Annotated in this window: 24 protein-coding genes; 14 read left to right on the top strand and 10 right to left on the bottom strand. The window is 49.1% G+C overall.

What is annotated here, in order from left to right; genetic code table 11:
* Positions 1 to 71: 71 nt before the first annotated feature.
* The 3 genes from GA520_RS00340 to trxA all read right to left on the bottom strand — a co-directional run bounded on the left by GA520_RS00340 (position 72) and on the right by trxA (position 2,288).
* Complete coding sequence (locus GA520_RS00340; RefSeq protein ID WP_163337044.1) at positions 72 to 887, bottom strand: outer membrane protein assembly factor BamD; 816 nt, start codon at positions 885 to 887, stop codon at positions 72 to 74.
* A 40-nt stretch (positions 888 to 927) separates the two neighbouring features.
* The gene (trxB, locus tag GA520_RS00345; protein ID WP_163337045.1) at positions 928 to 1,869 is read right to left on the bottom strand and encodes a thioredoxin-disulfide reductase; all 942 of its coding nucleotides are present in this window, start codon (positions 1,867 to 1,869) and stop codon (positions 928 to 930) included.
* 92 nt (positions 1,870 to 1,961) lie between these two features.
* Positions 1,962 to 2,288: a thioredoxin gene (gene trxA, locus GA520_RS00350; RefSeq protein ID WP_163337046.1), complete on the bottom strand. Its 327-nt coding sequence runs from the start codon at positions 2,286 to 2,288 to the stop codon at positions 1,962 to 1,964.
* 315 nt (positions 2,289 to 2,603) lie between these two features.
* On the opposite strand from trxA, the gene hemL reads away from it, so the two are divergent.
* From hemL to rimO, 7 genes are all read left to right on the top strand, one after another.
* Entirely contained in the window at positions 2,604 to 3,896 is a 1,293-nt protein-coding gene (gene hemL, locus GA520_RS00355; protein WP_163337047.1) for a glutamate-1-semialdehyde 2,1-aminomutase, read from the top strand.
* A gap of 90 nt (positions 3,897 to 3,986) precedes the next feature.
* Positions 3,987 to 4,247: an AtpZ/AtpI family protein gene (locus tag GA520_RS00360; RefSeq protein WP_163337048.1), complete on the top strand. Its 261-nt coding sequence runs from the start codon at positions 3,987 to 3,989 to the stop codon at positions 4,245 to 4,247.
* Positions 4,247 to 4,666: an ATP synthase subunit I gene (locus tag GA520_RS00365; protein ID WP_163337049.1), complete on the top strand. Its 420-nt coding sequence runs from the start codon at positions 4,247 to 4,249 to the stop codon at positions 4,664 to 4,666. Before GA520_RS00360 ends, GA520_RS00365 begins: the two co-directional genes overlap by 1 nt.
* 8 nt (positions 4,667 to 4,674) lie before the next feature.
* Positions 4,675 to 5,397, top strand: coding sequence for a F0F1 ATP synthase subunit A (gene atpB, locus GA520_RS00370; protein WP_163337050.1), 723 nt, complete (start codon positions 4,675 to 4,677; stop codon positions 5,395 to 5,397).
* A 111-nt stretch (positions 5,398 to 5,508) separates the two neighbouring features.
* Positions 5,509 to 5,757, top strand: coding sequence for an ATP synthase F0 subunit C (gene atpE / locus GA520_RS00375; RefSeq protein ID WP_163337051.1), 249 nt, complete (start codon positions 5,509 to 5,511; stop codon positions 5,755 to 5,757).
* Between the two features lie 178 nt (positions 5,758 to 5,935).
* Positions 5,936 to 6,670 (top strand): nucleoside phosphorylase, encoded by a 735-nt coding sequence (locus GA520_RS00380; RefSeq protein ID WP_163337052.1) that lies wholly within the window; start codon positions 5,936 to 5,938, stop codon positions 6,668 to 6,670.
* Positions 6,667 to 8,004, top strand: coding sequence for a 30S ribosomal protein S12 methylthiotransferase RimO (rimO, locus tag GA520_RS00385; RefSeq protein ID WP_163337053.1), 1,338 nt, complete (start codon positions 6,667 to 6,669; stop codon positions 8,002 to 8,004). Before GA520_RS00380 ends, rimO begins: the two co-directional genes overlap by 4 nt.
* A 61-nt stretch (positions 8,005 to 8,065) precedes the next feature.
* Here the strand turns inward: rimO and GA520_RS00390 are convergent, their stop codons facing one another.
* The 5 genes from GA520_RS00390 to GA520_RS00410 form a co-directional block, all read right to left on the bottom strand.
* Positions 8,066 to 8,347 (bottom strand): HU family DNA-binding protein, encoded by a 282-nt coding sequence (locus GA520_RS00390; protein ID WP_163337054.1) that lies wholly within the window; start codon positions 8,345 to 8,347, stop codon positions 8,066 to 8,068.
* Between the two features lie 242 nt (positions 8,348 to 8,589).
* Positions 8,590 to 9,306: a pseudouridine synthase gene (locus GA520_RS00395; RefSeq protein ID WP_163337055.1), complete on the bottom strand. Its 717-nt coding sequence runs from the start codon at positions 9,304 to 9,306 to the stop codon at positions 8,590 to 8,592.
* The gene (locus GA520_RS00400) at positions 9,303 to 11,081 is read right to left on the bottom strand and encodes a UbiD family decarboxylase (protein WP_163337056.1); all 1,779 of its coding nucleotides are present in this window, start codon (positions 11,079 to 11,081) and stop codon (positions 9,303 to 9,305) included. The genes GA520_RS00395 and GA520_RS00400 overlap by 4 nt, the downstream gene beginning before the upstream one ends.
* Before the next feature lie 9 nt (positions 11,082 to 11,090).
* Complete coding sequence (locus GA520_RS00405) at positions 11,091 to 11,342, bottom strand: hypothetical protein (protein WP_163337057.1); 252 nt, start codon at positions 11,340 to 11,342, stop codon at positions 11,091 to 11,093.
* A gap of 14 nt (positions 11,343 to 11,356) precedes the next feature.
* Entirely contained in the window at positions 11,357 to 11,761 is a 405-nt protein-coding gene (locus GA520_RS00410) for a secondary thiamine-phosphate synthase enzyme YjbQ (protein ID WP_163337058.1), read from the bottom strand.
* Between the two features lie 332 nt (positions 11,762 to 12,093).
* On the opposite strand from GA520_RS00410, the gene GA520_RS00415 reads away from it, so the two are divergent.
* From GA520_RS00415 to GA520_RS00430, 4 genes are all read left to right on the top strand, one after another.
* Positions 12,094 to 13,737 (top strand): glycogen synthase, encoded by a 1,644-nt coding sequence (locus GA520_RS00415; RefSeq protein WP_240910092.1) that lies wholly within the window; start codon positions 12,094 to 12,096, stop codon positions 13,735 to 13,737.
* Positions 13,734 to 14,738 carry a type I glyceraldehyde-3-phosphate dehydrogenase gene (gap, locus tag GA520_RS00420; protein WP_163337059.1) on the top strand — a complete coding sequence of 335 codons (1,005 nt, stop codon included), beginning with the start codon at positions 13,734 to 13,736 and terminating at the stop codon, positions 14,736 to 14,738. Before GA520_RS00415 ends, gap begins: the two co-directional genes overlap by 4 nt.
* 232 nt (positions 14,739 to 14,970) lie before the next feature.
* Positions 14,971 to 19,245 (top strand): PEP/pyruvate-binding domain-containing protein, encoded by a 4,275-nt coding sequence (locus tag GA520_RS00425; RefSeq protein ID WP_163337060.1) that lies wholly within the window; start codon positions 14,971 to 14,973, stop codon positions 19,243 to 19,245.
* Positions 19,246 to 19,705: 460 nt separating this feature from the next.
* Positions 19,706 to 19,948: a hypothetical protein gene (locus GA520_RS00430; RefSeq protein WP_163337061.1), complete on the top strand. Its 243-nt coding sequence runs from the start codon at positions 19,706 to 19,708 to the stop codon at positions 19,946 to 19,948.
* A 182-nt stretch (positions 19,949 to 20,130) separates the two neighbouring features.
* On the opposite strand, the gene GA520_RS00435 is transcribed toward GA520_RS00430, so the two are convergent.
* A complete protein-coding gene (locus GA520_RS00435; RefSeq protein ID WP_163337062.1) occupies positions 20,131 to 20,340 on the bottom strand; it encodes a DUF2892 domain-containing protein in 210 nt (69 codons plus the stop codon).
* 30 nt (positions 20,341 to 20,370) lie between these two features.
* Positions 20,371 to 20,661, bottom strand: coding sequence for a helix-turn-helix transcriptional regulator (locus GA520_RS00440; RefSeq protein WP_163337063.1), 291 nt, complete (start codon positions 20,659 to 20,661; stop codon positions 20,371 to 20,373).
* A gap of 523 nt (positions 20,662 to 21,184) precedes the next feature.
* On the opposite strand from GA520_RS00440, the gene acs reads away from it, so the two are divergent.
* The 3 genes from acs (at position 21,185) to alaS (ending at position 26,749) form a co-directional block, all read left to right on the top strand.
* Entirely contained in the window at positions 21,185 to 23,170 is a 1,986-nt protein-coding gene (gene acs, locus GA520_RS00445; RefSeq protein ID WP_163337285.1) for an acetate--CoA ligase, read from the top strand.
* 330 nt (positions 23,171 to 23,500) lie between these two features.
* The gene (locus tag GA520_RS00450) at positions 23,501 to 24,070 is read left to right on the top strand and encodes an isochorismatase family protein (RefSeq protein ID WP_163337064.1); all 570 of its coding nucleotides are present in this window, start codon (positions 23,501 to 23,503) and stop codon (positions 24,068 to 24,070) included.
* 30 nt (positions 24,071 to 24,100) lie between these two features.
* On the top strand, positions 24,101 to 26,749 hold the full coding sequence (gene alaS / locus GA520_RS00455; RefSeq protein WP_163337065.1) for an alanine--tRNA ligase: 2,649 nt from the start codon (positions 24,101 to 24,103) through the stop codon (positions 26,747 to 26,749).
* Positions 26,750 to 26,855: the final 106 nt, after the last annotated feature.

Genomic DNA, 26,855 nt, shown 5'->3' on the forward strand with positions numbered 1-26,855 from the left:
TTAACCCGAAAAGCCCCGTACATGCGATCATGTGCGGGGCTTTTTTTATTGCTTAACTGGAGCAGGTATAACTATCTTTCAACCGGGCTGGTTGTCATCTCCTTATCATTTTCTTCCCAAAAACCAGTCCAGTCGGGCAGCGACATTTTCGGGAACCAGGAAGACCAGCCTGATCGTGGCGGATCACCAGCCTCTATTCTCTGAAGCAGGGTCTTTGCCTTCTCGGCTATAGCAGCATCAGGATACATGGCAAGCAGATATTTCAGACGTGTTTCAGCCTGGCCATATTTTTCTGTCCGGACGTAGAATTCAACAACGAAATATTCATGATTAGCCAAAAATTCACTAGCTGCCCTGATGCGGGCCTTGGCTTCGTTGTTGTATGGTGAGTCAGGGAAGGCGCGGAGCAACTGGTTAAAGAGCTTAATCGATTCTTCCGCACCCGTGGTATCACGATCAACCCGGTCAATACGCTGGTATTGGGACATGGCCTTCATGAACATCACATAAGGAATTGCCTCATTGGTCGGATGGCGTTCCTCGAATTCTCCATAGAGCATGAGAGCCTCAAGGTACCGTTCCATATAATAGTTGCAGTCTGCAGCTTTCAATTCTGCAAGGGTCGCTTCCGGACTAAACGGATAGCGGTCGAGAATTTCCTCAAAATATTCCAAGGCAGTAAAATATTTGCCGACGCTGTAGTCTTCCATGCCATTTGCAGCAAGTCCCTGGGCCGGAACCTGCAAGTCGACATCATCGGATCGGAAATCGAGAAAGGCAGGTACTTTGTCGCCGCAGCCCCCCATACTCAGCAGTATCCCGAAAAGTATGAGTACGGTGCTGAAACGTTTAATGAACAATCCGGTCCGGGCGGCAGTGATCTTCATGGTGTCTCTGTTTTCTGGGTGTTGATTAGAAAAAAAAATCTTACTCTGTTTCTCTCAGGTGGTTTAGGTACGCCTCCGCTGCGAGTACGGAAACTGCTCCCTCTCCTGCTGCATTTACTACCTGGCGAACCGTTTTGCTGCGAATGTCGCCTGCGGCCATCACGCCGGGCACGGCGGTTCTGCATTCGTTGTCCGTCGGGATAAAACCCCACTGGTCAGCCTGTAATACATCAAGTGGCAGGCAACTGTTGTTTGGGGTAATACCGATAAAAATGAACACCCCGTCGACATCGAGGGAGGAATCGGTGCCGTCGTTGGCGACGACTTTAAGCTTTTGGACCTCATTCTCACCTTCAATCGCGGTGGGACGGTTGTTCCACAAAAATTCTATCTTTTCATTGGCAAAAGCCATTTCCTGGAGGATCTTTGTGGCCCGGAGCTCGTCACGCCGGTGAACAATGGTGACCTTGGAAGCAAATCGGGTGAGGTAGTTGGCCTCCTCAATGGCGGTATCGCCACCACCGATTACTGCAACGTCCATATTGCGATAAAAGGGGGCATCGCATGTTCCGCAATAGGAAACTCCTTTTCCCCTCATCTCCTCTTCACCCGGGATGCCAAGAGAGTTGGGCCGGGCACCGGTACAGATGATTAGGGTGTCGCAGGTCAGCCTGGTGCCGTCAAAGAAGTGCAGGGTCTTGGTCTTTTCATCCTGCAGATCGATACGCTCAACTTCGCCGTTTTCAATGTTGACGTCAAATCGCTTGGCGTGCTCCGTCATTTTATCCGCGAGATCGAAGCCAGATATACCCTCCGGGAAACCGGGGTAGTTGTCAACCCAGTCGGTGGTCAGGACCTGCCCGCCAGGAGCTCCTTTTTCAATAAGTACGTGGTCTAGTCGGGCTCGTGCTGCATACAGCCCGGCAGAAAGGCCGGCCGGTCCGCCGCCCAGGATTACCAGTTCGTAGTGTTCTTTCAGCATGGGAAAATTAATGTTGTGTATACACAAAAAAACGCTGTCCCCTATTGATCAGGAGTGTTCCTGCAGAATTGGGATACAGCGTTATAATATCTTTAAAGAGCCTTGTTGAGGAGGTCAACGAGTTGTGCCTTGCCAACCGCACCGGTGATCTGGTCGACGGTTTCCCCATTTTTGAAGAGGATCAGGGTCGGGATGGCACGAATACCGAATTTACCGGGGGTTACCGGATTGTCGTCGACATTCATCTTGGCGATGGTGACCTTTCCGTCATATTCATCGGCGAGATCTTCAATGACCGGGCCGATGGCTTTACAAGGTCCGCACCAGGGGGCCCAGAAATCCACAAGTGTGGGTTGTTCCGCACCGATAAGCGCGTCAAACTCGGCATCGTTTACCTGTTGGACTTTGTCGTTTGCCATTATGCACTCCTGTTATGGAAGAATTATTAGCAGGGTTGAACTGTTGTTTAGTCAGCGCAATGAGTACAGTTTACCTTCTGCTCGGTGGGCTGACAAGCAAAATGTATCTTGCTTTCATCCCCTGTCAGTGTACTTGTTCAATGCAGGTTGTTATTGTGTGCATGAACATAAAAAAATCAAGTGGCATGGATGTTTGACAATAAAAACATCTGCGTGCTATATTCTGCCTTCACTCCCTGTAGAACAGGGAATGTGCCAGATGGTTGCTGCGGATTGTCCGCGATGATCTACAAGTTTTACATATAAGGGGAATTTATGAATATTTCAACATCTGAAAAACTGTTTGAGAAAGCTCAGCAATATATTCCGGGCGGTGTGAACAGTCCGGTACGAGCCTGTAAATCGGTAGGTTGTAACCCCGTATTTATAGAGAGGGCACAGGGTGCCTATGTTTATGATGTTGACGGTAATGAGTATCTCGATTTTGTCGGTTCCTGGGGGCCGATGATTTTAGGCCATGCCAATCCGTTGATTTTAAAAGCGGTGAATGAAGCTGCGGCATTGGGCACAAGTTTCGGAGCTTCAACGCCACGGGAGATTGATCTTGCCTCAATGGTGGTGGAGGCCTTGCCATCTGTCGAAAAAGTGCGCTTTGTCAACTCGGGGACTGAGGCAACAATGAGTGCGGTGCGGCTGGCACGTGGATATACCAATAAAAAGATGGTCGTGAAGTTTGATGGTTGTTACCACGGCCATGCAGACTCTTTTCTGGTGAAGGCAGGTTCCGGTGTTATTACCCTTGGCATACCGGGTAGTCCGGGTGTACCGGAAGATATCGTTAAAAATACTCTCTCCATTCCCTATAACGACGCCGAGACCCTGGAGAAAACATTGCGTGACGAATCCCTTGATATCGCCTGCGTGATCATCGAGCCGGTGGCCGGCAATATGGGTTGTGTACCACCGGCACCCGGTTTTCTTGAAAAGCTTCGGGCCCTGACCGAGGAGCTCGGGATTGTCCTGATCTTCGATGAAGTCATAACCGGATTTCGTCTCGGTTATGGCGGTGCGCAGGAATATTTCCAGGTGATGCCGGATCTGACAACTCTTGGGAAGATAATAGGTGGTGGTCTGCCGGTGGGAGCGTACGGCGGAAAAAAAGAGATCATGGATTGCATTGCTCCTGACGGGCCGGTCTATCAGGCGGGCACCCTCTCAGGAAACCCGCTGGCAATGGCTGCTGGCATCGCGACCCTGAAACAGCTCCAGCAGAGTGATTTTTACAGCCAGCTGAATAACAAGGCTGCTTCTCTTGCTGAGGAACTTCAGCAGGTGGCGCAACGAACCGGAATGCCATCAACCTTGAATCGTGTGGGCTCCATGATGACCGCATTTTTCACCGATAACGAAATCTTCGATTTTGAATCGGCTATGACCGCAAATGCTGACAGATATGCTCGTCATTACAGACAGATGATGTCTGAAGGTGTGAACCTTGCGCCATCTCAGTTTGAGGTTGGTTTTGTCTCGGCGGCTCACTCGTCGAGAGATCTTGAGAAGCTGGTAAAAATGACTGAATGGTCATTCAAAAAATTGCTGGAAAATTGAAAAATCCGTTGACGTTGGCCGGGAGGCATGCTACTAAAGTCGTTTATATTGTAACCGATTTGTCCTCGTACGAATCAGGAGGAGTGGAAGATGTCGGACCTCAAGAGTGAAATGGTCCAGTTGCTGGCCCGCTACGGGCATATAGGATTTACCTTTGTGGCATGCATCTTCATCGGGCTCGGGGCAGGTATATATCTGGACCAGAAGGTCTTTGACGGTAGTACTGCTCCATGGTTTACATTTATAGGCCTGGCATTCGGTATTGCAGCGGCATTTAAATCGATGCTGGAAATTCTCTGGAAGTACAGTGGTGACGACAGGGATAATAAACCGGGGCCAAGGAAAAAATAGTGGTTAAAGAACCTGTTTCCCTGCATCGAATGCAGGTTGTAAGCTGGGTATACCTGGCAGTATTGACGGTCCTGACCCTGTTCGTTTCCTCATGGAATATGGCATGGTCTGTGTTTGCCGGAGGGGTTATATCTATAGCGAGTTTCCGGTTGTCGAAAAAGGGGCTGACTAAGTTTCTTGACTCGTTACCCGATGCCAGAGAAAATCCGGAACAGGTCGGGAGCAGCTGGAGTCAAAGCGGGTACCTGCTCAAGTTCTGGATACGTATTGCAATTATAGGTGTTATCCTGCTGCTTCTCATAAGAAGTGGTTGGGCGAACACTTTTGGTTTGGTTTTGGGGTTGTCAACGATAGTGTTTGCCGTAACATTCACCGCGATGAGTGTCGTTAAGCACTATTACTTCAGTGGGAGGAGGTAAAAGGCGATATGGAACATCCGATACTATTTATTTCAATCATTCTTGAGAAGTTGGGATTACCTGTCCCGCATGGGTTTGTCGGGCAAACATTTCTCGAACAGCTATGTGCGCCGTATATGACGTACACATGGCTGGTCATGGCGTTTCTGTTCTTTGTTTCAAAGTTGACCCTCGGTAACCTGGAAATGGTTCCTGGTGCCGGGCAGAATTTCTGGGAAATCGTCATTGGCGGGATGGATGACTTTTTTGCGGAGAACATGGGCCGTGATATGGCTGATAAGTTCTTCCCGATGATAGCCACTTTTGCTCTCTATATAGCTGTTGCTAACCTGATCGGGCTGATTCCCGGATTCATGTCTCCGACATCTTCCATTAACACCACCCTGGCCTTAACATTGATTGTCTGGGTGACTCATCACGTTATTGGTTTCAAGGAGCACGGAGTCAACTACTACAAACACTTTACCGGGCCGATGCCGGTTCTGATTCCCCTGATGCTGCCGATCGAGCTGATCAGTAACTTCGCCCGTATTCTTTCCCTGTCCATTCGACTTTTCGGTAACATTATGGCCAAGGAAACCCTGCTGGGTATCCTGTTCACGCTGGCTGGTGCATTCTTTGCTCCGCTGCCGATTATGGTTCTTGGTGTTCTGGTTTCGGTTGTTCAGGCAATGGTTTTTGTTCTGCTGACAGTTATCTATTTTGCCCAGGCACAGGAGCATGCACACTGATTCGGTGTGACTTATGTAGTGTATAAAGGGTGCTGCTTTAGCAGCCCTTTTGTTAATATTGCAGTAAAAAAGAAGAAGGCCAACTAACAACTAATTTCAAGGAGAAACACAATGGAAGGAAATCTTCAACTCGCTCTTATTTGCATCGGTGCAGCTCTTTCTATCGGTCTTGCAGGTCTTGGTGCTGGTATCGGTATCGGTAACATCGGCCAGGGCGCTTGTATGGGTCTTGCCCGTAATCCGGAAGTACAGCCGAAACTGATGGTTTTCATGATTCTCGGTATCGCTCTTGCTGAGTCCATCGCTATTTACGGACTTGTTATTTCTCTTATCCTGCTCTACGCGAATCCGTTCCTGTAAGCCGGAGAAGTCAGTAGCAATCGATAGCTGTACAACATCGATTTGAAAGGGCCGCAGATTATTCTGCGGCCCTTTTTGCGTTTACTATGAAGAGATCATTTTGGGCAGGATTGTTGATACTGCATTATCGTATTAGCAATGGAGGGTGAGCTCATAAAGAGGTATATACTATTTTATTATGGCTGAAACAGATATTATTGTTCACCCCAAAAGGGGAAAACGTGAAAATCCAGTCCCCAAAGACGGGATTTTTTTTGTTACCCCGGCTGAAGCACGCCGTGCTCATGAATTAGTTGAGGGGGCGGGTGGAACGAGGCGTTTTTTTTACAATTCCCGTTTGACCGTCAGCGGTTGTGGTTCCTATTTCGTAGTTGGTCCCGCAGTGGGTTCACCAATGGCTGCGATGACCATGGAGAAGCTTATCGCCCTGGGTGCACAATCGATTATCATGTATGGATGGTGCGGGGCAGCCGATGATGCACTTCATGTTGGCGATGTCCTTGTCGGTTCGGTCGCCGTTTCAGGGGAAGGTACGTCAAAATACTATCCAGGTAGCATGCCAAAATCGTCATCAGGTGTATTGAGCCGATTCCTGCAGGGGTGGGCGAAGGAAAAAGGACTTGTGTGTACTCCGGCTGTAATCTGGACCACAGACGCACCATATCGAGAAAATCGGGTAGAGTTGGCAGAGCTTCAGCGTAAAGAGGGGGTGCAGGCAGTTGATATGGAATATTCGGCACTCTGCAGTGTCGCCATGTTCAGGAATATTGATTTTGCTGCGTTGTTATTGGTTTCTGATGAACTGTATCATACGAACTGGAGGCATGGATTTATGCAATCCGCTTTTAAGCAAACGAACAGACAGATTGTGGAGCTGCTTTGCAGTCAATGTTATGGGGAGAACGCATCATGAGAACGTTTCATCTGGTGAGCCTTGGTTGTGCTAAAAATCTGGTGGATTCCGAGTTGATGATTGGCTCCCTCATGAAGAACGGGTGGCAGCTTGAGAATGATCCTGAGGCAGCAGAATTACTTCTTATTAATACCTGTGGATTTATCCAGCCTGCAGTAGAGGAGGCGATAGAAGAAATTCTTGATCTTGCCGCAATTAAGGCACAGTCAGGGTGTAAACTTGTTGTTGTGGGTTGTATGGTGCAACGATACAAAGATGGGCTTGTGGGTGAATTACCGGAGGTTGATCTCTTTATTGGGACCGAAGCATGTCACAGGTTGGCTGAACTTATAGAGCCACTTTTTGCCAGCGGTACGACTCCCGAAAAGGTGATCACTCCTTCCACGTTTCTAATGGATGCGGCTCAACCTAGAGTACTTGCGACACCACCGTTTCGAGCCTGGTGCAAGATTACGGAGGGATGTGACAACAGGTGCTCGTATTGTATGATCCCATCAATAAGGGGCCCTTTAAGAAGCCGACCTGTAGATGATTTAATACGGGAGGCGGAGGATCTGGAAAATCGTGGTGTAAGAGAGCTCTCTCTCATTGCTCAGGATCTTACAGCGTATGGTGATGATCGCGCTGGCGACGATAATCTTATCCTTTTGTTGGATAATTTACTGCGGACGACTACGATTCCCTGGTTCAGGCTTCTCTACCTGTATCCGACCGGGGTATCTGAGCAGCTTCTGGAGCTCATGGCTGAGAACGACAGGATACTGCCCTATCTCGATATACCGTTTCAGCATGTCAGCGACAGCATACTGGAGAAGATGAATCGCCGTCATAACGGGAACGACCTGTACGAATTGGTTGAGAAGACACGAAGGTTTCTGCCCGATGTTGCTCTTCGCTCTACTTTTCTAGTGGGTTTTCCAGGGGAGACTGAACAGGATGTGGAGCAGTTGATAGAGTTTCTGAAAAAAGCGCGGCTTGACCATGTAGGGGTCTTCCCATATGCCAATGAAGAGGGATGTCCTGCCGAAAAATTCCCGGATCAGTTGCCGGAGCAGGAAAAGATCGCACGTTGTGAAGCGGTAATGGAAGTCCAGTCGACCATTTCGCAGGAGATATTACGAAAATATGTTGGCCGCAGAGAGCAGGTGCTGGTTGAAGGGCTCAGCAGGGAAACAGATTTACTACTTGAGGGGCGAACGCGATATCAGGCGCCGGATGTTGACGGTTGTGTCTACATTAATGAAGGTACTGCAAATGCCGGGGATATAGTGACGGTGGAAATTACGGAGTCCCAGATTTATGACCTGGTAGGTGGGATTACTGCAGGATCTTAGGTTACCGGATACACGTCACCTGTCGTTGAAAGGTGAGAGGGACAGGTGACGTTGGTCGTATTTATTTGCTGGAATTTACTTTTTCACGAAGGTCTTTACCGACCTTGAAAAAAGGCAATTTCTTCGGTTTTACCAGTATTTTTTTCCCAGTTTTTGGGTTTCGGCCCTCGTAAGCGTCGTATTTTTTAATAACAAAGCTCCCAAATCCCCTGATTTCAATGCTTTCACCTCTTGCAAGTGCCTCTGTCATCGTTTCGATAACAGTATTGGTGATTGCAGCCGCTTCGCGATGGGGAATGTTGATGTCCTGTGCCAGTGCCTCAATGAGTTCCGATTTATTCATACTCCACTCCAGTTCAGGAAGTCTTTCTGCGCTCCCCTGTCGGGAAAACACAACGCCACCCTAAGTTCTCTAACTCAAGAATCTTATTGGATATTCTGTCCATGTTACTGTAAGCTGCTTCCACTGTACGAGGATAGTTAAGTGAAAACAATGTCTTACCGCTCCTTTCCGCCCCGTCAGGTCTCATTTTTTACCTAACTGTTAGGATTTAATCAGTTATTTTTTTTTTTGTAAAGGGAATTCTATAAAAATATTTTTTTTAAATCCTTGTGGTTAAGTAATTTATACTTGCCGCTTGGCAGGTTTTTGAGAAAAAGCCTGCCATAAGCGATGCGTTTTAACCGAATCACCGGATTCCCTATAAAGTCGAACATTTTCCTTACCTGGCGTTTTCTTCCTTCGTGAATGGTAATCTGAACCAGGGATTGGCCCCGTAATCTCTTAAGCAGTTTTATAGAAGCGGGAGCCGTTTCTTGGCCTTCAAGCAGGATTCCCTGTTCAAGGAGGTTGAGTTTTGCCTTGCCGGGATGTCCTGAAACCAGAGCTTCATAGGTCTTATTGGTTTCGTGGCTTGGGTGTTGCACTTTCTGGGCAAAATCTCCATCGTTGGTGAGGATGAGAGCGCCTTCGGTGTCGAGGTCAAGCCGGCCGACCGGAAAGAGCCTCTCTGGTATATCTTTAACAAGGGACGTTACAATGGGTCGTCCCTGGGGATCTGAGAGGGACGTGACATACCCGGTTGGTTTATTGAGAAGGACGTAAATGTGATCTTTCTCGGGTTTGACGATCTTGCCGTCAAAGCGAATAGAGTCGTTCTCCGGATCAATCTTTACCCCGAGATTGGTTTCCGTCTTACTGTTGACGGAAACGCGACCGGAGAGAATCAATCCTTCCGCCTTTCGACGTGAGGCAATCCCGCATTGGGCCAGGAACTTTTGTAATCTGACAGGTTCACTCATCGATACTGCCTGGGTATAATCCGTTCAAATTTCTCATCTACCTTTGCCCGTGTAGGTTCATCAACTTCAAGTACATCTGTATACCAGGGTTTCATCCGGCAATCGATGACCACAGGTGGTCGGAGTCCGACATGGAATCGATTAAGAGAAGTAGCAGCGGCATGGATGTCGTTGGCAGGTTCAAACCGAGTAAAAAAGGTCCAGAGGAATTCCTGCATTGAGCTGGTTGCTTCGGCACAATCGTCAACAAGGAGCACAAAAGGCCAATCGGCTATACCTTCCCAGGCGGCAAGTCTTGGGCCGAGATCACGATTCTCGTTATAGGTGCAGCCCTGAACGACCAGGGTACCTGGTAGAAAGATCTCCGGACGACTGCAATCGGGAGGGAGGGTGCCTGAAAACTCAGTGGGCAGATCCCGGATTTTCTCTTTGCCAAGGCCCATGATCATCGCCTTGGAACCTTTATTGACGGAGGGACCTGTATAATCGAGGGTGTCTTGAGAGACATTGGCAAAGACAAACAGGTCCCGATCCCACTGAACCCGCTCAAGAATATGTGGCCAGAGGGCGCCGAAATCGTTAATATCAATATCACCATCAGTGATAATCAGAAATTTTGTTAAAGAAAGTTGACCCTCACCCAGGATACGCAATCCGCAGCCAAACGCTTCACGCGGGTACCTGTCACTGACCCGAGCTGCTGCCAGGCAATGAAAGCCTGTTTCGCCAAAGGTCTTCAGTTCCCGGACGCCTTTCATGACCAGGGGGAAGAGCGGGGAGAGCAATTCCTGGAGATAATCGCCGATAAAGAAATCTTCCTGTCGGGGACGCCCTACAACCGTCGCAGGATAGATGGCATTATTACGGTGGTAGAGATGACTTACCTGGAAGACGGGATAATCGTGTTCCAGTGAGTTATAGCCGTAATGGTCTCCGAATGGTCCTTCAGGTTGCCGCAGGTGTGGTGGTACGACACCTTTAATGGCAAACTCGGCATTGGCCACAAGGTCGTGACCGCCTCGTGGGTCATGGCTCATCCGCAATTTATCACCGAGTAAAAGTGAAGTGAGCATGAGCTCGGGGATATCTTCAGGCAGGGGGGCTATGGCGGAAAGCATAAGTGCAGGTGGTCCCCCTATATAAAGGGTGAGGGGGAGTGACTGGTCCAATTTCTCCGCTTCGTGGTAGTGATACCCACCACCCTTATGGATCTGCCAGTGGATGCCGGTTGTCGTATCGTCAAATCGCTGAATGCGATACATGCCGAGATTGTGGCCCCGTCCACCCGGATGCTCTGTATAAACAAGTGGCAGGGTCACAAAAGGACCGCCGTCACTATGCCAGGAGGTAAGCATGGGCAACTCTGAAAGGCGTGAGGGCGACTGGCAGTTCTCAAGAATTGGTGCCTTACCTACTTTTTTAAGCCCGATTTTAAGGCCGTCGAGGAACAGAGACCTGTTTTGCCAGAGTTTGCCCGCAGAAAGTGGCATGACTGTTTCGGCAAGGTGAACAATATCCTGCACGAACTGTTGGGGCTTTTTGCCAAAAGCAAGGTCAAGTCTGTCAGCGGTGCCGAATAGATTCGTCACTACAGGAAATGAAGAACCCTTTACCTTGGTGAACAGAAGCGCCGGCCCACCCCTGGCGATGACCCGACGGTGGATTTCAGCAATTTCGAGATACGGGTCGACCTCTTCCTCGATAACCAGTATCTGGTTCTGTTGCCTGAGAAGCTCGATATAACTACGAAGATCGTGGAGTTTGGAGATTGTCACACTGATGCCTTATTCTTTTTCTTGTTTGTGAGAGCGTTTTTGCTGTAAAAATATAGTATGATATTCATGTTCGGACAGATGTTTCTTCATGAGTCTGGTGAAGGAAGTAATAAAATCATCTATCTCGTCCGTTGATACCCTGTCCGCCAGGGTTTCGCTAAATTCAGTGCCCCCTGCAAGCTGCAGAAAGCAACAAAAGGATTGTTTGTCGAGTTCCGGTGAGAGGCCGAAGCACATGCGATCTGCTGTAATCTTTTCCATGGTTGCGTCTCGTGTTAGGGTAATGGGCTAAACCGGCAGTGAACGGTTCGCGTGCGCGGACCGTCAAATTCACAAAAAAAGATTCGCTGCCATGTCCCGAGCAACAGCCTGCCGTTGTCAATGGCCGTGGTGATGGAGGAACCGACAAGTGATGCCATGATATGCGAGGGTGAATTGCCTTCCCGATGACGGTAGTTGTATTGAAGTGGGACAATTTCACGTAGTCCGTTGATTATGTCGTGCTGGACATCGGGGTCGGCACCTTCGTTGATAGTGAGTGCAGCAGTCGTGTGCGGGTTAAAGAGATAACAGAACCCATCGGCTATGGAGTTCTTTTGTAACAGGCCCTCGACGGTTGCTGTTATATCGATCATTTGCATGTGCGATTGTGTACGTACGTTAAATGTAGTCAGGCTCATGACCTTTCCTTAGGGGTGTTAGGGTTCTTTTTAACCTGAGGTTTGCCTCAATCAGATCCGCTTTCTTCTGGTTTGACCACAAGAAAAGCGGATTGGAAAGCAAACTATAGGTGGTTTTCCTTGAGGCGTCAATGGCTTGTAAAAGTGGATGAGCAACGGGCATGGTTTATGACGAAGGTTCCATCGTTTCTTTTTCCTGATGGCAAGCATTATCTCTATTGATTGATCGAGGTGGTTCTCCGCTTGACAATGTCAAAGCAGGCAATAGTATACCTAAGTTGGTGAACCGCAATGTCTATTTGTTTAATTTGAGCTTGTTGCAGGATACGAGAATGAATGGAGCAGTACCTGAAAAGGGAATAATCCGAAATATCTGGATGCTGAGTCGTGAGTATGGCGATCTTGCTGGTGCCGGTGGCGTAAAGGACGTGGTGCGTCAGCTTGCGGAAGCACTGGCTGCCGATTCCGGAGTCGATGTACGGGTTGTCATACCATGTTATGGATTCATCTCTCCCGTCAAGGCAGGGTTTGAGCCGGTTGTTGATGTAACTGCACCGGATCAGAATTTATCTTTCTCTGTCGATATGGATTACGCCGACAGGAAACGGCGGGAAATATGTCAGGTCTGGCAACGCAGTGGAAATGGTGTGACCCTGTTCCTTATCGATTCTGCAAGGTTTGCGGAAAAGGGTGGGGTGTATACATACACCGAGACAGAACACAGACAGGATAGCATGAAGCTGCCAGGGGGTGGACATTACGACTATTTTGCCATGAACGTGCTTCTGCAAAAGGCGGCATTGGAGTTAATGATCCTGCTCGAGGAAAAACCGGATGTGATTCATTGCCACGACGGTCATACCGCACTTATTCCGGCGTATATTCGTGAATGGCAGGGGTACCGCAGCTATTTCAGGGACAGTGGTTGTCTTGTCACTATCCATAATGCCGGTATAGGGTACCATCAGGAGGTTGATGACCTTGAATTTGCAATGGCTATTACCGGCTTACCGGACACTTTTGTCTCTCGATGTCTGCTCGATGGTAAATTCGATCCTTTTCTTGCAGCCGGTGAGGGTGCCGTCTTAAATACCGTCAGCGAGAACTATGCCCGTGAACTGCAGGAGAGCGATGAGGATAGCCGTACTGGTGGGCTTGGCCATGCGCTTTTAGAACGAGGTGTACGCCTTGAGGGCATTACAAACGGTATATCACCTGCTCGGTTTAATCCAGCGGATAAGGAGAGCAGTGGTCTGAAGGCCCATTTTGACCCGGGTGATGAGCATGACACTCTGGCAGGTAAAAGAATTTGTAAGGAATGGCTGCTTGAGAACCTGGTGGCAGGCAACGTTCCGGAAACTGTTGAATTGTATGGCCTGCCAGGACTGTCTCCCGGGGTTCCCCTGTTCGCTTTTATCGGCAGGTTAACACACCAGAAAGGTGTCGACCTGCTTCTCAGGGCCCTGGATGGCTTATCCTCGCTTGAGAAAGGATGGCAACTGGTGATCCTCGGCAACGGCATGGAGCTGATCGAGGCGGACATCATCGGTTTGACGGAAAGTGCGGACTTGGCAGGAAGACTCTGTTTCCTGAAAGGATATGATACAGGACTTGCCGCCGCCCTCTATGCCGCCAGTGATTTTTTTATTATCCCGTCCCGGTTTGAGCCTTGTGGCCTGACCGACTTTATCGCCCAGCTATATGGTAGTGTACCCATCGTTCACCACATTGGCGGGCTGGTAAAGGTTGAGGATGGCGTTACCGGGCTGTCCTACATCGGCGATACGGCAGAAGCATTACAGGAGGCCCTCTCAAGAGGGCTGGAAGTATATAAAAATGGTCCGGGTTTACGAAAAATCCGGAAACAGGCTGTTGACAACATCCATAAAAACCATACCTGGGATATAAAGTGTGAAAAATACAGGGCGTTGTATCTGCAAGCCAAACAATCAAGAATGAAAGGAGTGAACAGATGACTGTGAAAGTGGGTATTAACGGATTTGGACGTATAGGTAGAAACATGTTCCGGGCAATAAGTAAGGATCCTGTTTTTGCGGATATCGAGGTCGTGGCAATTAACGATTTAACCGATAACGCAACCCTGGCTCATTTACTCAAATACGATTCCGTAATGGGAACCTATGAGAAGGAAGTGAGCAGTGATGATGCCGGTATTACGGTGGACGGAAGACACATTGCTGTTTCCAGTCATCGCAACCCGGCGGATATTCCGTGGGGTGATCTTGGTGTCGAGTATGTTGCGGAGTGCACCGGGATTTTTCGTGATGCAGAATCTGCTCAGGCCCACATTGATGCCGGTGCCAGTAAGGTTGTGATCTCCGCCCCGGCCAAAGGCAGCGTGAAGACCTTTGTGATGGGTGTCAACGAAGATGAGTATGACGCCACCCAGCACCATATCGTCTCAAACGCTTCCTGTACCACCAACTGCCTGGCGCCTTTCGCCAAGGTTGTTCTGGATAATTTTGGAATCGAGCGTGGTCTGATGACCACTGTTCACGCTTACACTGGCGACCAGCGTCTTCTTGACTTTCCTCATTCTGACCCTCGCCGTGCCCGTGCTGCCGCACTTTCCATGATTCCTACCAAGACTGGTGCGGCTGCTGCTGTTTCTCTGGTTATTCCGGAACTGAAAGGGAAATTTGACGGCCTGGCCGTACGCGTTCCCACCCCGACGGTCTCGCTCGTTGATGCCGTTATGGAAGTGGAGAAAGAGACCACGGTAGAAGAGGTAAATGCTGCCCTGAAAGCTGCGGCCAACCGGTATCTTGGTTACACCGACCTGCCTCTTGTTTCCATTGATTTCCAGGGTGATGGGCACTCTTCCATCGTTGACGGGCAGTGCACCAAGGTTATTGGCAAGACCGTCAAGGTTATGAGCTGGTATGATAATGAGTGGGGCTATTCAAACAGGATGTGGGATCTTATTCTGCACATGGAGGCCAATAAGGCTCTGTAAAAGGTTTCACAGCACTTCATCTGTTCACGATCAGTCCGAACCGCATATGTCTAATATAGCGGCACGGACTGCTTGTGAACTCCTAAAGCACTGTGAAAGCTTTTGGGAACATTGCTTTAGGGTAATACAAAAGTCGATAAATGCCTCGGTTGAGTTGTGCCCCGAATTACGGGGTCGTCCGGGGCGTTGTTTTTTATGATGTTATTTTTAGTAACGGCAATTGAGGTGAGTGATGGAGCCTACTACAGATGTCGGTCCCATAGAGTCTGATGCTTTACGGGCCAACCTGCTGGAGACGGCAGGAAAGGTTGAGATTGATCCTGAACTGTTTCTCCTGCTTGAGGTGGTTGAGAAATACAAAGGGCTCCACTCTTCGCTTGAGAAATTGTTGTATGAGGTGTGCCATCCCTTTCGCAACTGGAAAATGATCCTGCCGCAGCTACGCAGTTTTGTTTTAAAAAATAGCGGGCATTACCGGGTTCATGAGAAAGGTCCGGAAGCATTCCGCCTATTTTCAAGACTGTTTTTTGAGGCGCTGGAGGAAACCCAGCGCGATTCGTCTCTGCTGAGTCAGGTGGTCGGGGCCAAGTTAGCCTGGATCGACAAGATGATCACCCTCTTCAATCATCAGGATCTGGATAGATTTGATGATTCGCTTAACGAGATGTTCAAACGGCTCGAGGAGTTGGATCGGGAGGATGATGCAATTATTATGCATATCGTCCACGGACAGCATTCAGTGAAAAAACTGGCTACTCGAATTGTCGATTTCAGTACCAGCGGTCGCACAACTTTCGATTATACCCCTCTCGCCTCTCTGGTGAGAACAGTGCTGCGAAAAAATTATGAATACTGGCTGAAGGAGGATGACCCTCGCCAGTGGTTTATCGAAAACTGCGACCCGCTTCACGGTGACAGGCAGTCGGTGGAATTGTTCGCCAAGGTCTCACACGATTCTATGAAGGTGCACATTGCTGCGATCGAGGAGCTTGACTTTGATACGGATCCAATAGGTGCCTTGAAGGTATTGCTGGGTCTACCTGCTCATGTAGACATTGTCCGCCTGTATCGTGATATCCCGGATGTGCTGGTGAAAGCTGAATATGGGTTAGCTTCACCACTGGAGGATGGGGCACAACTGCATCATTTCATTGAAAACCAGAAACTGCTCTTTCTCTTCCGGATAATGGATACCCAGGGGTTATACCTCATTCATGAGGAAACCCTGCGAGAGATTAATCGCAGCCTGGTTCAGTTGATTCGCCAGCAGAGTTTCGAGGAGATTGAGGATTTCCTGCTCACCACGTTTCAGCTCTTAAAGGTTAATGTTCGTAAATTTCCTCATACCTCGTTGCAGTGTATACAGGTGTTGGGAGGGGAGGTGTTTGATCGGGGAAACAGCCGGATGGTTGAGGCCTTTCTCTGGGGCTTGGTACGGTTCGGTTTTCAGCACGTCAGTGTGGAAGGTGTGGATGAAAACTGGCAACCGTTGCTGAATCCGGCTCACTTAAGTAATATCCGTGTCTGGTTGCACCTCATCATGAGGGAACCTAAATGGTGCTCTACCCTTTTCTCTGCCCTGATTATTCATCTTAAACTCTCGGGTACCTGTGTAAAGGATACAGACCTCTTTCAACGGGATATCACTGAGTTGCTGAACCATCCCATTGAGCCAATTTACAACTTGTCCAAACAGTTCACCAAGCTCATGCCGGTTTTTTATAACGAGATCGGCTCAGAGGGGGAGCTGCGGGATGTCTCAACCGAGCTTGATGAGATTCACCGTCGAAAGGACCTGTTGATTCATTTTTTGCGAAAGCAGGGGCATGTTGAGAGTTCCAACCTGATTGTTGATTTCATCAAGGCAATCTTCAGATTTTGGAAGAGTGGCAAGAAGGAGCTGCTGTTGCCGTATCTTCCGGAAGAGGTGTATAACCAGGTGGCTGTCAAGGGCACTTTTGTCGATGACCAGTATCTGTTGAGCGAACGGGTATGGTCTTCGCTGGAGATTGCTGATGTCGACGATCTGCTGGAAATTGATCCGGAGGACCTTGCCGGTTTTCTGGCCCTGCAGACAGATTTCACCCCCCATGAGGTTCGTCGGTTTGAACTGCTGGTCAAGATGTATAAGTTGCTGTACCAGAAATATGAGCTGGGCTTCCAGGAAATAAAAATGGAATTGCAGCAGGCTGTCCACGATGGTTTTCCGGAAGTAGAAGCGGTTCTTGAGGTTCTGGAAGAAGAAGATACCGAAAAATGCCTTGAAGTTATCCTGGAGACGCTCGGCGCTCTTAAGGTGATTATCCTCTCTGAAAAGACCTTTGAGGCCCGGGAAGACATTTATTACAAAAGGCATATTGCCGTGGATATTCCTTCTGTTTACGGACGATATAAAGAAAAGAAGTTCGATGCCTTAAGCCTTACGTTCCGTCTCGAGAACCTGGCGACACTCTATCTTGAGAAACTGCCTGAAACCGTCAACCTGTCGTTTATCACCCAGGCGACCTTCTGGAATATCGTACGCTGTCTGCGCATATTCATGCAGGCCCTCAAAATTGACGGGATCACTTCACGCAGACTCGAAACCTACATGTCTTTGCTGACCAATTCACTTAAAGTGCGGAGGTTTTCCTATACCCAGTATCTCGATATCTTCCGTGGCCTTTCAGAAGGTGTGAAGGATATAATTTACGCCTACTACACCAACATCCACCAGAATAATCTCTCGATCATCATCCCCCAGATTGGCCGGGAAAACCTGCTGCATAAGTACACAAACCTCTATGACGATGCCGATGTGTCCACCTCGGTCCAGCGCCTTTCTGAAACGTTTTTGCGGGAATTGATTTCTACGACCTTCGGTTTGCAGCATCTGGATAATTTTATCCTCATGATCATCCAGACCCTGGAGAGCCAGAAGGATAAACTGAATGAACAGCATCTCGACCTGCTGATGACCTATAACCAGGAAAAGGCGATCTCTTTATTGCATGACCCGAATCCATATACCCATAACCTGATTCATCTGGGTAATAAGGGCTTTAACCTGGCTACCCTCATGGCTGAGAATATCCCGGTCCCGCCAGCTTTTGCCATGACCACCGAGATTTTCCGTTGTCGCGACGTTGTATTCGGGTATACCCAGGCGCGTGAAGAGTTGATGCAGCGCATCCGTGAAGCACTCAATCAGGTTGAGGAGATAACCGGCCGGGTGTACGGGTCCTCTGATTGTCCCCTGTTGCTGTCAGTTCGAAGTGGCGGCGCTATTTCCATGCCCGGGATGATGGCGACTGTCCATAATGTTGGCTTTAACGAGGATATTATTACCGAATATGTCCGAAAAGGTGGCAATGAGTATGTGGCCTGGGACAATTACCGACGTTTTTTGCAGTCCTGGGCGATGATCTCCGGGGTGGAAAGGGAAGACTTCCAGGGCTTGATGAACGAGGCCAAGGAGAAGTACGGTGTCTCCCTTAAACGGCAATTTTCTGCCACACAGATGAAAGAGCTGGCCCTCTCCTACCAGAAGCTTGTTCGCAAGAGAGGCATGGGAATACCGGATGACCCCTGGCTGCAACTCATGAGTGCGGTGGAGCTCGTGCTTGACTCGTGGGGCACCTCAAAAGCCTCGGATTACCGGAAGATCATGGATGTCTCCGACGCCTGGGGAACGGCGGTGATCGTCCAGGCGATGGTCTTTGGCAACAAGAGTGGTCATGCCGGTTCCGGGGTGGTTTTTACCGCTCACCCCTACCGGAAAGTACAACGCGTTGCTCTCTGGGGTGACTATGCCTATGGCGACCAGGGAGAAGATATTGTCTCCGGGTTGGTAACCAGCTGCGCAGTATCTGTGGAGCAGGCCGAACTCGACGGACGTTCCGTGGATGAAACCCTCGAGCGAAGATTTCCTGCCATCTACAATGAATTGCTCCTGATATCACGAGATCTTGTGTACGAGAAAAGGTGGAACCCGCAAGAGATTGAATTTACCTTTGAAGGTCCCGAGCCGGATCAGCTGTTCCTCTTGCAGACCCGTGATATGATAACCATTAAAAAGAAAGAGCACTTGAGCGTTTTTGTCGAGACGCCGGAACTTGAGGCCGCTTATCTTGGCCAGGGTGTTGGTGTGTCCGGTTCTGCTTTTTCCGGGAAAGCGGTTTTTACCGAGGAAAATATCCGCCAGTTGCGTGAAACGGATCCGGATGCAAGGCTGATTCTCATCCGGCAGGATACGGTCCCTGAAGATATCAAGGTCATCAATATGGCGGATGCACTGCTGACCTCAAGAGGAGGCCAGACATCTCACGCCTCGGTAGTGGCTGTTCGACTGGAAAAAAACTGCGTGGTGGGTGTTCGGAAGCTGAAAGTGTACGAAACAGCCCAGTATTGTGAGATAGGAGAGGAGCGAATACACTTTGGTGATGATGTGTCCATTGATGGACGTAACGGTCTGGTCCTGAAGGGAATGCATCCCATTCGGGAAGAGTATCACATTTTACCTATTTAGGAGGGTGTCGGAGAATTACCATCTTTGCTCATATCAATGCCTTGAGCTGATATTGCGAGCATCAATTTCCCGACAATAACACCGAGTTAGGAAAATGGGTTTTCTCCGACGGGCTCCTGATTTTCATTCTAAAGCCAGTTGGTCGAGGGGTAAAACACTATTGTCCTGCCAATGTGTTGAAGCAACTGGGGTTTTTGCGTGGTGGCCAGGATGGAGCGTGTGTGGTGATCATTATTAAACGGGTCCGGCAGAATCGTGGATGGGGCTGAAGAACAGGCTGGAAAAGGAATTTTTTCGATTGTTGTGGACATTTACCGCAATGTATATTTATATTTACATCGCCATAGTATTTCGTTAGGCGAAAATCCCTCTATCGTGTTCTATGTGTTTTAATATCGTGATTTCTCACGGTGAATTATATTTTTTGTTCATACATTAATTTTTTAAAGGTCTTTAATCCATGGCACCGAAAACCTACCGCAGGGGCCCAAAACTATTTTCTCTCGCACGAAAGAAAGCCCTCCGACTCGACATACCCCAACATAAGGGAATCAAGCTTGCAGAATTGATTTGCCGTATCCAGGAAAAGGAAGGCAACCTGCCTTGTTATCAGCGTAAAGAGACATGTTCCCAGATGACATGTTGTTGGCAGGCGTCTTGCAACGCAGAAATGACAGACGAAGAAAAAGGAACCAGCCACTGACTGGTGAACAACATCTGATCGGCAGAGGTACACCATGTTTTTTACTCTGCCGATTGTGATGTATAGTATTCTCTCTCAGTGTAAAGACCCTGGCGTAGTAAGGGGCAGGATTCGCCTGCTGCTGCACCTAACCCGGATTTATTCATCACTTCAGGCGAACCTGGACTGCTCATTAAGCGGGGTTACCGTGATTGGGGAATACCAAGTTTTTTGAGGAAAAACTCCATGGGGCAGAACTTGGTGATTCCAAACTGGAAGAGGTTCAGGCCGACAAAGGCTGTAAACAGCAACCAGTATTTGGAATGAAAGATCGGGCTGGCCTCAACCCCTAAAGCAAGGCTGATGAGGATGAATGTTCCGGCTATGGTATGAATCCAGTCAGTTGTGATCATAGTGCACCTCAATGTCGACCGGGGGGTGCCTCAGTCGAAGTGTGGACAAAACAGACTGCGCATGGTTTGAATCAAGTCGATTATTCGCTTGTCGGTAATGCGGTTGTAAATGAAATTTGCATCTTTGCGGTAATCAATAATGCCCTGGCTGCGCAGGATGTTTAGATGCTGTGAGACATTGGCATTGGTTGTTTCAACCTGATCACGAATATCTCCAACGGACAGTTCTTTTTCCTGTAACAGGCAAAGGATCTTCAGCCGTATCGGGTGAGACATCGATTTCAATATTTTCGACATCGCGTCGATCTGCTCGTCTTTCATGGTCTATGTGCCTCTTATCTGGAGCATTTTCCATATCTTTGCATGTCAATTCATGCCATAATCCTGCAAAAAACACCTGTTTGCTCGCCTGAGTTAGCTTTTAATGTAATAGTTATATTCCCTTTGTAAAGCTTTTTCTCATTCAAACTCTCTCACCACTTTTCCTCTGGTAGTTGTTGTGTATTCTCATTTTATTCAATTTGTTACAAGTGTAACCCTTCGTTGTTGATGCCCGGTTTCAGGACCGTTGGAGGGAATCGTTAGCCCCTGAACAGGTGTTGTTCAAAAAGTAGTACTGGAAATGGACAGGAAAATTGGGCACAATAAAATCCACGTATCAATATATTTGATACGTGGATTTTGTTTCACTTACAGAATTATGCGCAGAGGAGAGGATGAGAGGCACGATAACCTGAATGAAGTAGCAGCCGGTAAACTGTCTGCACTTACCTGCCCGGCGAGTTGGGGGTATGGCGCTGCATTGACGTACAACCGGTCCGCAATCCTGAACAAGGAGAAACGTATGCATGGAAACAATGAAGGTATTTTATCCCTTCTGGATGAGCAGCGTTTTTTTGATCCAGCCGGACAACGTAATAAGGAGGCGTGGCTAGGCAAGAATGGAGATTACGACGAAGCCAGGAAGCGGGCAGGAGAGGACTATAAGGGCTTTTGGGCTGAACGGGCGGAAGAGCTGGTCAGCTGGACAGAGAAATGGCAAAACGTCGCCGTCTTTGATTACGAAAAACCGGAATTCAGGTGGTTCGATGGGGCCAGGTTGAATGTCTGTTATAACTGTATTGACAGGCATATAGAAGCGGGTAAGAGAAATAAGGCTGCGCTTATCTGGCAAGGAGAACCGCAGGAGGATGTCCGGGCCTTTACTTACCAGATGCTCCTTACCGAAGTATCGCGCTTTGCCAATGTCCTGAAGAATCACGGTATAAGAAAGGGCGACCGGGTAATGATTTATATGCCGATGGTACCCGAGTTAGCTGTGGCTATGCTTGCCTGCTGCCGTATCGGTGCGGTTCACTGTGTCGTTTTTGCCGGGTTTTCCTCAGTGAGTTTAGGAAACCGGATTGAGGATTGCAAACCCAGGGTCCTCGTCACGGCCGACGGGGTTATCCGGGCAGGCAGGACGTTCCCACTCAAGCCAAATGTCGATGAAGCGCTGGCAGAGTCTGATTTCGTCAAATCCTGCATCGTTGTTAAACGTGCCGGTATCGATATCGAAATGAAGGACCGCAGGGATACCTGGTATCACCGGGAGATGGCAGCCAATGACCTGGAAAATGAATGTGCGCCGGTCGAGATGTCTGCGGTTGATCCCCTCTTCATCCTGTATACTTCAGGCTCGACAGGAAAGCCGAAAGGTGTTGTTCATTCTTCGGGCGGCTATCTTCTCTATGCCATTCACACTTGCGAGTGGGTATTCGATATTCGGGATGACGATATTCACTGGTGTACGGCTGATATCGGTTGGATAACCGGTCACACGTATACCCTCTACGGCCCTCTCGGGCTTGGAGCTACATCAGTAATGTTTGAAGGAATTCCGTCATATCCCGGCCCTGACAGGTATTGGCAGGTGGTTGAAAAGTATGGAATATCGATATTTTACACTGCCCCTACCGTTATCAGGGCGCTGATGCGCTATGGGAATGAGCCGGTGGATATCCATAACGTGTCAAGTCTCAGGCTACTCGGTTCCGTGGGAGAACCGATCAATCCTGAGGTGTGGATGTGGTATTTCACCAATGTGGGAAAGATGGCGCTGCCATTGCTTGATACCTGGTGGCAAACAGAGACCGGCGGTATACTGATCTCGCCACTGCCGTATCAGACCCGGTTGAAGCCTGGCTCAGCGACGCTTGCCCTGCCAGGCATTGATGCTGTCGTTTTAAACGATGATGGAGAGGAGGCGGAGCCAAACGAAGGGGGACACCTGGTAATAAGGAGGCCGTGGCCAGGAATGTTCCAGGGGGTATTCGGGGACAGAGAGCGGTATCGGCATGCCTATTTCGAACAGTTTGGAGGTATGTACAATACGGCTGACGGTGCCCGCAGGGATGAAGATGGGTATTTCTGGATAATGGGGCGTCTTGATGATGTGATAAATGTCTCAGGGCACAGGCTTGGTACAGCAGAAATTGAATCGGTTCTTGTTTCACATCCCAAAGTGGCGGAAGCAGCAGTTGTCGGCATGCCCCATCCGGTTAAGGGACAGGCCATATATGCTTACATCACTCTTATAGAAAATATTGCAGAGAGCGAAGAGTTGTTAGAGGAATTGCGCCTTCATGTCCGCAAACAGATAGGTCCTATTGCTGCACCGGATCAAATGCAATATGCGGAAGGCCTTCCGAAAACGCGGAGCGGTAAGATAATGAGGAGGGTGCTGAAAAAAATTGCCGCCAACGATACAGACGATTTCGGTGATACTTCTGCACTTGCCGACCCCGCAGTAATTGAAGATTTAATACGGGCAAAATCAATACGGAAGTGAATTGGTGCTAACGCTTTTTGGGGGGCAATTGGTGTAAAGGACCTGTTTCGATCAGACAGATCGAAACGGGTTTTTCTTTTGATGCGGTTTTCCAGGGAAAAGGGAATTGGTATATTTTTTGTATTATACAGAGGATTTGCTTGAATCTAGGGGCTGTTATGGGTAATTAAATAGTTGGCAAAATCGGAATCACTGTGGAAGTTTTAATGTGTTCTGCGTAATGCACTGATATGTTGGTCTATTTGGGGACGGGTAGTCTACCTGGAGGACATAGGCTTCCAGGGGATTTCTGAAAAATGTACCGGAAAAATATCCTGGGAGGGAGCTGATATGGCGGCACCTGGCTTGTTGAAGCCCGAAACATGCTTTCTGCATGTGGTTGACGTGCAGGAAAGTCTCATGCGGCAGATCCATAACGCAGAAGCTGTTGCTGCCACGGTTAAGCTCATGCTGCGCTGTTCAAAAATACTGGGATTGTCGATTCTGGCGAACACCCAGTACCGGAAGGGACTAGGTGTGTATGTACCGGAGCTCGAAGAGCTGATGGATGGCATCCCCCGTCCTGATAAAGTTGAGTTTAATGCCTTTGCCAATAATGAGACAGCGGCTCTGGTCGATAAATTACCGGCTTCTGTTACCTGTATGCTCATTGTAGGAGTGGAAACACATATCTGTATCCACCAGACCGCCATGGGTGCGCTCGCAAGAGGTATTACCCCCTATATCGTATCCGATGCGGTCTCAAGCAGAACCCCTGAAAATCACCGGGCGGGTCTTGCCAGGATGCAGGCCGAAGGCTGCGTCGTGGGTCCGGCAGAAATGTTTATATATGAAATGCTCGGCAAGGCAGGATCGCCCGAGTTCAAACAGATACTCCCCTTCATTGTCGAGAAGGGGTAACACCGTTTTTTTCACTAACGAGAAAGATTTATGAAAGGCAACGAAATACGTTCTAGGTTCTTACAGTACTTTGAGGATAAAGGTCACAAGCCAGTGGACAGCTCGTCACTGGTGCCCCAGGATGATCCGACCTTGCTTTTCACCAATGCGGGCATGGTGCAGTTCAAAACCGTTTTCATGGGTGAGGATAAGCGCGATTATAACAGGGCGGTGACCAGCCAGCGCTGTGTGCGTGCCGGCGGAAAACATAACGATCTTGAAAATGTCGGGTATACCGCCCGGCATCACACCTTCTTTGAGATGCTCGGGAACTTTTCCTTTGGAGATTATTTCAAGGAGGACGCGATCAAATTTGCCTGGGATTTCCTCACTGTTGAACTGGGTTTGCCACCCGAGCAACTCTGGGTCTCTATTTTTGATGATGATGACGAGGCCCAGGAGCTCTGGGAGCAGATTAAGGATCTTCCTGAGGGACGCATCGTCCGGATGGGTGAGAAAGATAATTTCTGGGCCATGGGTGATACCGGACCTTGTGGTCCCTGTTCGGAAATTCATATAGATCAGGGGGTAGAGGCGGGTTGCGACGATCCGAACTGTGCTCTGGGGTGTGATTGCGACCGTTTCCTGGAACTGTGGAACCTGGTGTTTATGCAGTTTAACCGTTCGGAAGATGGCACCATGACACCGCTCCCCAAGCCAAGCATCGATACCGGTATGGGACTGGAGCGTGTTGCTGCAGTTTTGCAGGGGAAGTTCAATAATTACGATTCCGATCTTTTTACTCCCATTATCGAGAGTCTTGAAACCCTGTCGGGCAGGAAATACGGGTCGAAAGACGCTGATAATGTAGCTATGAGGGTTATCGCAGATCATGCCAGGGCTACAGCTTTCCTGGTTGCAGACGGAGTGTTGCCTTCCAATGAGGGGCGCGGCTACGTACTGCGGAGGATCATGCGCAGGGCTGTACGATACGGTAAGAACCTGGGGCTGGAAAAACCGTTCCTGGAGACTGTGACGAACGCGGTAATTAGTGAGATGCAGGATGCTTATCCGCACGTCAAGGACGCCCGTACACTTCTGGCCAAGGTGGTCAACAATGAGGAGGCCAGGTTCCGGGAGACACTGGAACACGGTTTGGAACTTCTCGATGAGAAGATTTCTGAATTGGGTAAGGGGACCGGGAAGGTGATAGACGGGGCATTCATTTTTAAGCTCTATGATACTTTTGGTTTTCCTTTTGATATCGTTCGCGACATCGCCATCGAAAAAAAGATGGGGTTTGATGAGCAGGGTTTCTTGACAGCCATGGAGGAGCAGCGGTCGAAATCGAGGGCTTCCAGGAAAGGTGAGGGCGTCAAGCTGAAAGATGAAGGTGTGAAGGAGTTAGCCGAGAAAGGTGGTGCAACAGAGTTTACCGGTTATTCGTCTCTCATGGAGACAACCCAGGTTGCTGGTCTTATCGATGAAAACGGCCATCGGGTCAGCGAACTGTCTACCTCCTCCCGCGGTCGAATTTATACACTTAAGACGCCATTTTACGCAGAGTCCGGCGGCCAGGTCGGAGATTGTGGTAAGGTAGAATGGCAGGGCGGCTGGGCTGAGGTTCTCTCTACGGCCAAGGAAGGCGACGAGTTGGTGCTCAGTGAGCTGGTGGTTAAAGAGGGGAGCATCAAAGAGGGACAGGATGTCATCTTACGGGTCAAGGAAAAGGCCAGGAAGGCGACTGCCGCCAACCACTCAGCCACCCACCTGTTGCAGGCAGCCCTCGTGGAGGTGCTTGGGGATCACGTCAAGCAGTCAGGATCACTGGTCGGGCCTGATAGGCTCCGGTTTGACTTTACCCATTTCTCCCCCCTCACAGAGGACGAGATAAAACGTATCGAGTCCCTGGTCAACGAGCAGATCCGTGGTAATGCCCCAATCGAAACGGCGGTGCTCTCAAAAGATGAGGCACTGGCCGGTGGTGCCACAGCGCTTTTTGGTGAAAAGTACGATGAGAGTGTGCGGGTTGTGAGTATGGGCTCATTCAGCAAGGAATTGTGTGGTGGAACACATGTCACAGCTGCAGGTGATATCGGACTTTTCAAGATCCTTACTGAGACCGGGATAGCTGCAGGCGTCCGTCGTATAGAAGCAATTGCCGGGGATCCGGCATTGTCATATATTCAGGATATCTGCCGCCGGGAACAGAAACTGGAAATGTTGCTGAACGGTAAGGGTAAGGAGTTGCTGACCAAGGTTGAAGCGCTTTTGGCAAACCAGAAAAAACTTGAAAAACAGGTTGCTGAACTTTCTGCGCAGTTGGCCGGTGCCGATCTTGATGATGTTCTTGCAAATGCAATAGAGGTGGCGGGTGTGAAGGTGCTGGCCGCTGAAATAACTCTGGATAGCCCAAAAACCCTAAGGGAAGTCGGCGACAAGGTGCGGGATAATCTCGATTCAGGCGTTGCTGTGCTGGGTGGTTCCATAAAAGGCAAGGTTGCCCTGCTCACAATCGTCACCAAAGATCTTACCAATACCATCAAGGCGGGTGAGATCGTGAACAAGGTGGCGGCGGTAGTCGGCGGTAAAGGCGGCGGCAGGCCGGACATGGCACAAGCGGGTGGTCCCATGGTCGATAAGCTGACGGAAGCCATAAAAAAAGTACCTGATATCGTTTCATCACTGCTGACAAAATAAAAAGATCGTATAAAACCGGTTTCATAGCTGAAACCGGTTTTATAATTTGGAATCAAAACCCTGATAACTCTTTTCAGTTTCAGCTGAATCTGAACACCTTTTGAAG

It is taken from the genome of Desulfopila sp. IMCC35008 (assembly GCF_010646885.2).
In the GTDB taxonomy this organism is placed as follows: domain Bacteria; phylum Desulfobacterota; class Desulfobulbia; order Desulfobulbales; family Desulfocapsaceae; genus Desulfopila.

Bases quoted from the DNA above. Each gene is read 5' to 3' on its own strand.
- GA520_RS00340 (WP_163337044.1), bottom strand. From the start codon at position 887: ATGAAGATCACTGCCGCCCGGACCGGATTGTTCATTAAACGTTTCAGC.
- trxB (WP_163337045.1), bottom strand. From the start codon at position 1,869: ATGCTGAAAGAACACTACGAACTGGTAATCCTGGGCGGCGGACCGGCC.
- trxA (WP_163337046.1), bottom strand. From the start codon at position 2,288: ATGGCAAACGACAAAGTCCAACAGGTAAACGATGCCGAGTTTGACGCG.
- hemL (WP_163337047.1), top strand. From the start codon at position 2,604: ATGAATATTTCAACATCTGAAAAACTGTTTGAGAAAGCTCAGCAATAT.
- GA520_RS00360 (WP_163337048.1), top strand. From the start codon at position 3,987: ATGTCGGACCTCAAGAGTGAAATGGTCCAGTTGCTGGCCCGCTACGGG.
- atpB (WP_163337050.1), top strand. From the start codon at position 4,675: ATGGAACATCCGATACTATTTATTTCAATCATTCTTGAGAAGTTGGGA.
- atpE (WP_163337051.1), top strand. From the start codon at position 5,509: ATGGAAGGAAATCTTCAACTCGCTCTTATTTGCATCGGTGCAGCTCTT.
- GA520_RS00380 (WP_163337052.1), top strand. From the start codon at position 5,936: ATGGCTGAAACAGATATTATTGTTCACCCCAAAAGGGGAAAACGTGAA.
- rimO (WP_163337053.1), top strand. From the start codon at position 6,667: ATGAGAACGTTTCATCTGGTGAGCCTTGGTTGTGCTAAAAATCTGGTG.
- GA520_RS00390 (WP_163337054.1), bottom strand. From the start codon at position 8,347: ATGAATAAATCGGAACTCATTGAGGCACTGGCACAGGACATCAACATT.
- GA520_RS00395 (WP_163337055.1), bottom strand. From the start codon at position 9,306: ATGAGTGAACCTGTCAGATTACAAAAGTTCCTGGCCCAATGCGGGATT.
- GA520_RS00405 (WP_163337057.1), bottom strand. From the start codon at position 11,342: ATGGAAAAGATTACAGCAGATCGCATGTGCTTCGGCCTCTCACCGGAA.
- GA520_RS00410 (WP_163337058.1), bottom strand. From the start codon at position 11,761: ATGAGCCTGACTACATTTAACGTACGTACACAATCGCACATGCAAATG.
- GA520_RS00415 (WP_240910092.1), top strand. From the start codon at position 12,094: ATGAATGGAGCAGTACCTGAAAAGGGAATAATCCGAAATATCTGGATG.
- gap (WP_163337059.1), top strand. From the start codon at position 13,734: ATGACTGTGAAAGTGGGTATTAACGGATTTGGACGTATAGGTAGAAAC.
- GA520_RS00425 (WP_163337060.1), top strand. From the start codon at position 14,971: ATGGAGCCTACTACAGATGTCGGTCCCATAGAGTCTGATGCTTTACGG.
- GA520_RS00430 (WP_163337061.1), top strand. From the start codon at position 19,706: ATGGCACCGAAAACCTACCGCAGGGGCCCAAAACTATTTTCTCTCGCA.
- GA520_RS00435 (WP_163337062.1), bottom strand. From the start codon at position 20,340: ATGATCACAACTGACTGGATTCATACCATAGCCGGAACATTCATCCTC.
- GA520_RS00440 (WP_163337063.1), bottom strand. From the start codon at position 20,661: ATGAAAGACGAGCAGATCGACGCGATGTCGAAAATATTGAAATCGATG.
- acs (WP_163337285.1), top strand. From the start codon at position 21,185: ATGCATGGAAACAATGAAGGTATTTTATCCCTTCTGGATGAGCAGCGT.
- GA520_RS00450 (WP_163337064.1), top strand. From the start codon at position 23,501: ATGGCGGCACCTGGCTTGTTGAAGCCCGAAACATGCTTTCTGCATGTG.
- alaS (WP_163337065.1), top strand. From the start codon at position 24,101: ATGAAAGGCAACGAAATACGTTCTAGGTTCTTACAGTACTTTGAGGAT.